The organism is Methylocaldum sp., assembly GCF_039794385.1.
In the GTDB taxonomy this organism is placed as follows: domain Bacteria; phylum Pseudomonadota; class Gammaproteobacteria; order Methylococcales; family Methylococcaceae; genus Methylocaldum.
The window spans coordinates 1-6,971 of sequence record NZ_JBDIVO010000248.1 but is presented as its reverse complement, the minus strand read 5'-3'; the positions used below and the strand labels follow the sequence as shown (position 1 = coordinate 6,971).

Here is a 6,971-nt window from a genome sequence, read left to right as displayed (position 1 = left end):
TAGCTTAGTTTTCTAAGCACTGTTTGCGTCTACAGCCACTGCCTGGAGCCACGCTCTCAGGCAGTGGCTTTTTAATGCGTGAAGGAAATAAGCATTGATTACGTATTCTTAACAATTTATTTGCTTATATTAAATTCGCTTGCTAGGATTTTCTTGAGCACGCATTCAGTAGGCGTTTTGCGGATCTCTACTTTACCGCCACTCTACCGATCGATGCCGCATGGTACACTGCCCCCGCTTGCTGGATGCCATCTATCTATGAGCAAATTGCAAAATACATCTAAGCGTCTTCTTCGAGTCGTCGTCGGTGGACGTTGGGGTGTGTTTGCTTGGAGCCTATCCGGAGCAAGCGCGCTAGCCGTTGTTCTTTGGGGGCTCAAAGCCGTCGCTATTCCTTTATTGATGCTTAAAACGGCATCATGGGGCATCTGGGGACTGGGCGTTATCCGCGAATCCAAGGCACGCGCGCCATTAAGACCTTAGCCTCTTCCTTAGAAACCATTCGATTTTCGTTACAGGCTTCGCCCATCTTTCGTTCTTGGATTTTTGTGAACGAAAAGCCGGCCGATCGGCTTTTTAGCGCCTAAGGCGGGATTTTCGCGTTAGAATCCCCAGTTAAATTCTCAGGTACTGTACGGGGAGTCGTGCTCTCGATTCTCTCCTGTTCGATTCCTTTCATTTGTCTTCTTCGCTAGTTCGCGATGAACATTACTCCCGATCTTTTTTCTTACCGAAAATACTGGGCCAAGCGCTTCGGAACAGCACCGCAACTCCCCATGAGCCGCGGCGACATGGACGCCTTGGGCTGGGACTCGTGCGACATCATTATTGTAACGGGCGATGCTTACGTGGATCACCCAAGCTTCGGCATGGCGATCATCGGCCGGCTGCTGGAGGCTCAGGGCTTTCGAGTCGGCATTATCGCGCAGCCGGATTGGACATCCGCCGACGATTTTCGAGAACTCGGCAAGCCCAACCTGTTTTTCGGCGTCACCGGCGGCAACATGGATTCCATGGTCAATCGCTACACGTCGGACCGCCGCGTCCGTTCGAACGACGCTTACACACCCGACGGAGCCCCCGACAGACGCCCGGACCGTTGTGTCACTGTCTATTCGCAGCGGTGCCGAGAAGCCTTCAAGGATGTGCCGATCGTTCTGGGCGGGATCGAGGCGAGCCTCCGCCGGATCGCCCATTACGATTATTGGTCCGACACAGTGCGCCGCTCGGTTTTGCTCGATGCCAAGGGGGATCTTCTCGTATACGGCAATGGCGAACGCCAGGTGGTGGAGATCGCCCACAGGCTTGCAGCGGGAGAATCCATCGACCAATTGACCGATATTCGCGGAACCGTGTTCATCCGCAAACAGACACCCGCAGGATGGACCGAACTCGACTCCACATCCGTGGATGCGCCTGGAAATCAGGCTCCCAAACTGAATCCTTATCACGGGGAATCACCCGGATGTACGAAGGAAACTTCCGGCAGTAAGTCCGAAGCGCTGATCCGCCTGACCAAACGCCGAACTTCCGGCGATCGATTGGTCATCCGCCTGCCGGCATATGAAGCGGTCAAAGCCGATCCCGTCCTCTATGCTCATGCCTCGCGCGTTTTGCACCAGGAGACCAATCCCGGTAACGCTCGGGCGCTCGTGCAGCGACACGGGGACCGCGACGTCTGGATCAACCCGCCGCCCATTCCGCTCGGCACCAAGGAGATGGACGGCGTCTACGGCCTGCCCTATTCGCGCCTTCCCCACAAGTCTTACGGAACCGGCAAGATTCCCGCGTTCGAGATGATCCAGCATTCGGTGACCATCATGCGCGGCTGTTTCGGCGGCTGCACCTTCTGCTCGATCACGGAACACGAAGGGCGCATTATTCAAAGCCGTTCGGAAGACTCGATCATCCGGGAAATAGAGACCATTCGCGATACCTCGCCGGCCTTTACCGGAGTCATCTCCGATATTGGCGGACCGACCGCGAACATGTACCGGCTCGCCTGCAAGGACAAAGCGATCGAAGCTGCCTGCCGCCGGCCGTCCTGCGTATACCCCGGCATCTGTAAAAACCTGAATACCGACCACACGGCGCTAATCCGGCTTTACCGCCGCGCCCGCGCACTGCCGGGCATCAAGAAGATCTTGATTGCCTCGGGATTGCGATATGACCTCGCCGTGACTTCGCCTGAATATGTCAAAGAACTCGCAGCCCATCATGTCGGCGGTTATTTGAAGATCGCGCCGGAGCACACCGAACCGGGCCCCTTGTCCAAGATGCTGAAACCGGGCATCGGCACTTACGACCGGTTCAAGGCTTTGTTCGACAAATACTCGAAGGAGGCCGGAAAGGAGCAATACCTGATCCCCTACTTCATCGCCGCCCATCCGGGTACCACCGACGAAGACATGCTGAATCTCGCACTTTGGCTCAAGCGCAATGGATTTCGGGCCGATCAGGTTCAGGCCTTCCTCCCCTCCCCCATGGCCACCGCAACCGCCATGTATCATTCCGGAAAGAACCCGCTGCACCGCGTCACACGCACCAGCGAAACGGTGTTTGTTCCCAAGAATCTTAAGCAAAGGCGCCTGCACAAGGCTTTCCTCCGATACCACGACCCCAACAACTGGCCGATGCTCCGGGAAGCCCTGAAACGCATGGGACGCGCAGACCTGATCGGAAACGGCAAGCATCATCTGGTACCGACATGGCAGCCCGAAGGCATCGGAAATCAACATGAAGGCACTCGAATCGCCCGCAAGGCGCTGCCGTTCCGAACCCAGCACACCGGCCTGCCGACGACCAAGACAAAGACACCGCGCAAATCGAGACGGATGAGCAAATCTTAACGAATCACCGATACAACTGGACTTTTACTTTATGGAAAAACAACCCCGTTTTTCCTTAAGATTCGAACTACTTGACCTGCCCGAGAAAACTCAAAAATCAAAAACCACCTTGGAGGAAGAGATGCCGGACCTCAATTTGCTGGCCGCGACGCGGACCATTGAAAAATCAATGCCGTTCGTCCTTTATCGACTGCTGGCATGCTTAGCGATAGCGTTTGCCTATGTCTTTATGACGGCGGCCGGTGCCGGTACCGCTATCGGTCTGGGTTCCCTGAGCCAGAATCCAACCGCATTCGCTTCGGCCGGGGCCGTCGCCGGATTCATCGGATGTGCGTTTTTAATGTATAAGCTTCGCGCAACCTTTCTTTATCACATCAAGGCGGGAAATCTGGCTTTGTTGGCCGAGCAGTCCAAGGGACAATCCATTCCGGAAGGCAAAGCCCAGATCGATTATGCGAAACAGCTCGTAGCACGGCGCTTTCCCAGCGCTTCCGGATTGATGGAACTGGATCTCTCCGTTAAGGAAACCCTGCAAAAACTTCCGGAAACCTATTTAGGTCCCGCTCTAGACAAGATGAACAATCCGAGACTCTCCCAAGCGTTAACCTGGATCGCGGGTCGGATTTTTTCCGCCAACGATCTAGCGATTTTGGCTTGGCTTTTCTTCACGAATACGGCCGATCCTTGGCGCTCGGCTCGAAATGCGCTGGCGGCTCACATTCAGCACTTTTCGGCACTGTTCAAGAACCGTCTTTACTTGAGCCTTTTTGAGCTCTTGGGCTTTGCAGTCGCTTTTGCGGTACTTTTGATCCCGATCAAGAACATCGCCGGCGCGCTACCCGTATCCGTCGGCCTGTGGCAATACGTGTTTACCGCCGCGTTCGCCTGGACTCTGAAAGCCGCATTTTTTGAGCCCATAGCACAGGCTGCCATGGCACAGACCGTTTTCGCGTTGATTGGACAGGGAATCGATCCCGATTCGGAAATGGAGCTCAACCGAAGAGCCCCTGTGTTTTCGCAACACTCACATTAGAACCACACCGCGAGGTATTCGAGCTCCATCTTCAAACCTAGACCTGATATTGCAACATATAGATATCTACAATAGAATCTGTAAATTTTAGTTGGCGGGAGCAAACCATGCATGTCGTTCAAGAAGCGCTCACATTCGACGATGTCCTCCTTATTCCTGCTCACTCGGCCGTACTGCCGCGCGACGTCAGCTTAAAAACCCAACTTACCCGCAATATCAGCCTCAATATTCCTCTGCTATCCGCGGCCATGGACACGGTAACCGAATCCCGCCTGGCCATTACCATGGCCCAAGAGGGCGGAATCGGCATCATCCATAAGAACATGACGGTCGACCGTCAAGCCTATGAGGTTCAAAGCGTCAAGAAGTACGAAAGCGGGGTAATCAAAGAGCCGATCACGGTTTCTCCGAATACCACTATTCGCGAAGTCATGGAATTGACCCGCTCGAGAAGAATTTCCGGCGTGCCCGTTGTGGACGGTGAAAATCTCGTGGGCATCGTCACCAGCCGCGACCTGCGGTTCGAAACCCGCTACGACGAGCCGGTCACCAAGGCCATGACGCCAAAGGAAAAGCTGGTCACGGTGCAGGAAGGCGCCAGCAAGGAGGAAGCCATCCACCTCCTCCATAAACACCGGATCGAAAAAGTGCTGGTCGTTAACAACGACTTTCAGCTTCGGGGACTGATTACTGTCAAAGATATCCAAAAGGCCAAAGACTATCCGCAGGCGTGTAAAGACGAGCAGGAGCGCCTTCGTGTTGGCGCCGCCGTCGGCACCGGTCCCGGCACCGAAGAGCGAGTAGCCGCGCTGGTCGAAGCCGGCGTCGACGTCATCGTAGTCGACACGGCTCACGGACACTCCCAAGGCGTTTTGGACCGCGTGCGCTGGGTCAAGCAGAACTTCAAGCAAGTGCAGGTGATCGGCGGAAACATCGCCACCGGCGAAGCGGCAAGAGATTTGGTCAAGGCGGGAGCGGATGCGGTAAAAGTAGGCATCGGCCCCGGTTCCATCTGCACCACCCGCATCGTGGCCGGCGTAGGCATCCCGCAGGTAACGGCCGTGGCCAATGTCGCGGAAGCGCTCAAGGGATCCGGGATTCCTCTCATTGCTGACGGCGGTATCCGTTATTCCGGCGATGTAGCCAAGGCATTGGCCGCGGGCGCCTACTCGATCATGATCGGTGGACTGTTCGCCGGCACCGAAGAAGCCCCCGGCGAAGTGGAGCTGTACCAGGGGCGGTCATATAAATCCTATCGAGGAATGGGCTCGTTAGGCGCCATGGCCCAGCAGCAGGGTTCGAGCGATCGCTACTTCCAGGAAAGCACCGATGCCGAAAAGCTCGTACCCGAGGGCATCGAAGGCCGTGTCCCCTATAAAGGCAGCCTGATCGCCATCATTCACCAACTGATCGGGGGCGTACGTTCGGCCATGGGCTACACGGGTTGCGACACCATCGAAGCCATGCGCAACAATGCCCGCTTCGTTCGAGTCACTACCGCCGGGGTTCGGGAAAGCCACGTACACGACGTGACGATTACCAAGGAAGCACCCAATTACTGGCTCGATTAGAAAGGCAAACGTACCTGTCCATGGCATTAAATATCCATTCCCAAAAAGTTTTAATTCTCGATTTCGGATCGCAATACACACAATTGATCGCACGCCGCATCCGGGAGATCGGCGTGTATTGCGAGATTCATCCGTACGATTGCAGCGAGCAATTCATTCGTGAGTATCAGCCTCGGGGCATCGTTCTCTCCGGAGGACCGGAAACCGTCACACTGGCGGACACTCCCCGCGCCCCCGCCATCGTGTTCGATCTGGGCGTGCCGGTACTGGGCATCTGCTACGGCATGCAAACCATGGCCGAGCAGCTGGGCGGCCGGGTGGAAGCCTGCACCCACCGCGAGTTCGGTTATGCGCAGATTCGCGCCCACGGTCACTCCCGCCTGTTATACGACATCGAAGACCACACGACGCCGGAAGGTTACGGTCTGCTCGATGTTTGGATGAGCCATGGCGATCAGGTAACGGCATTACCGTCCGGCTTCAAACTTATCGCCTCTACCGAAAGCGCCCCCATTGCGGGCATGGCCGACGACGCGCGCGGCTACTACGGCCTCCAGTTTCATCCGGAAGTGACCCATACCCGGCAGGGGAAGCGCATCCTCGAACGTTTTCTGCTGGATATTTGCGGCTGCGAAGCCCTATGGACGCCGCGCAATATCATCGAGGACAGTTTGCAGACCATTCGCGCCAAAGTAGGGAGCGACCGGGTGGTTCTCGGGCTTTCCGGCGGCGTGGACTCCTCGGTTGTCGCGGCACTCCTGCACAAAGCCATCGGCGATCGCCTCACCTGCGTATTCGTCGATACCGGACTCCTGCGCCTCGACGAAGGCGACCAAGTCATGACCACCTTTGCTCAGCATATGGGCGTCCAAGTCATTCGGGTTGATGCCGAGGACAGATTCCTGCAAGGGCTCGAAGGCGTCGACGATCCGGAACAAAAGCGAAAAATTATTGGAAGACTGTTTGTCGAAATCTTCGACGAAGAGGCAGGCAAAATCACCGATGCCCGCTGGCTGGCACAGGGCACGATTTACCCGGACGTCATCGAATCCGCCGGCTCCAAGACCGGAAAAGCCCACGTCATCAAATCCCATCACAACGTAGGCGGCCTGCCGGAAAACATGAATCTCAAGCTGGTCGAACCGTTGCGGGAATTGTTCAAGGACGAGGTCCGACAGATCGGATTGGAACTCGGCCTGCCCTATGAAATGGTCTATCGCCACCCGTTTCCCGGCCCCGGCCTGGGTGTGCGCATTCTGGGTGAAGTCAAGAAGGACTATGCCGATTTGCTGCGCCGCGCCGATGCCATCTTTATCGAAGAGCTTCGCCGGCACGAACTGTATGACAAGGTCAGCCAGGCCTTCGCAGTATTTCTGCCGGTCAAATCGGTCGGCGTCATGGGCGACGGACGCCGCTACGATTTCGTCGTCGCGCTGCGCGCCGTTGAAACGATAGACTTTATGACCGCCCGCTGGGCGCATCTGCCTTACGACTTTCTCGATCTCGTCTCTCGCCGGA

At 56.3% G+C, this 6,971-nt stretch carries 4 protein-coding genes; all 4 read left to right on the top strand.

The annotated features are described in order from the left end of the window. Window positions 1-701: 701 nt before the first annotated feature. Window positions 702-2,849, top strand: coding sequence for a YgiQ family radical SAM protein (locus ABJK70_RS17670; RefSeq protein WP_347258629.1), 2,148 nt, complete (start codon window positions 702-704; stop codon window positions 2,847-2,849). A 31-nt stretch (window positions 2,850-2,880) separates the two neighbouring features. Then, a complete protein-coding gene (locus tag ABJK70_RS17665) occupies window positions 2,881-3,882 on the top strand; it encodes a hypothetical protein (RefSeq protein WP_077730319.1) in 1,002 nt (333 codons plus the stop codon). Window positions 3,883-3,989: 107 nt separating this feature from the next. Then, a complete protein-coding gene (gene guaB / locus ABJK70_RS17660; RefSeq protein ID WP_086134245.1) occupies window positions 3,990-5,453 on the top strand; it encodes an IMP dehydrogenase in 1,464 nt (487 codons plus the stop codon). Between the two features lie 20 nt (window positions 5,454-5,473). After that, a partial coding sequence (gene guaA, locus ABJK70_RS17655; protein ID WP_347258628.1) for a glutamine-hydrolyzing GMP synthase occupies window positions 5,474-6,971 on the top strand: 1,498 nt, incomplete at its 3' end.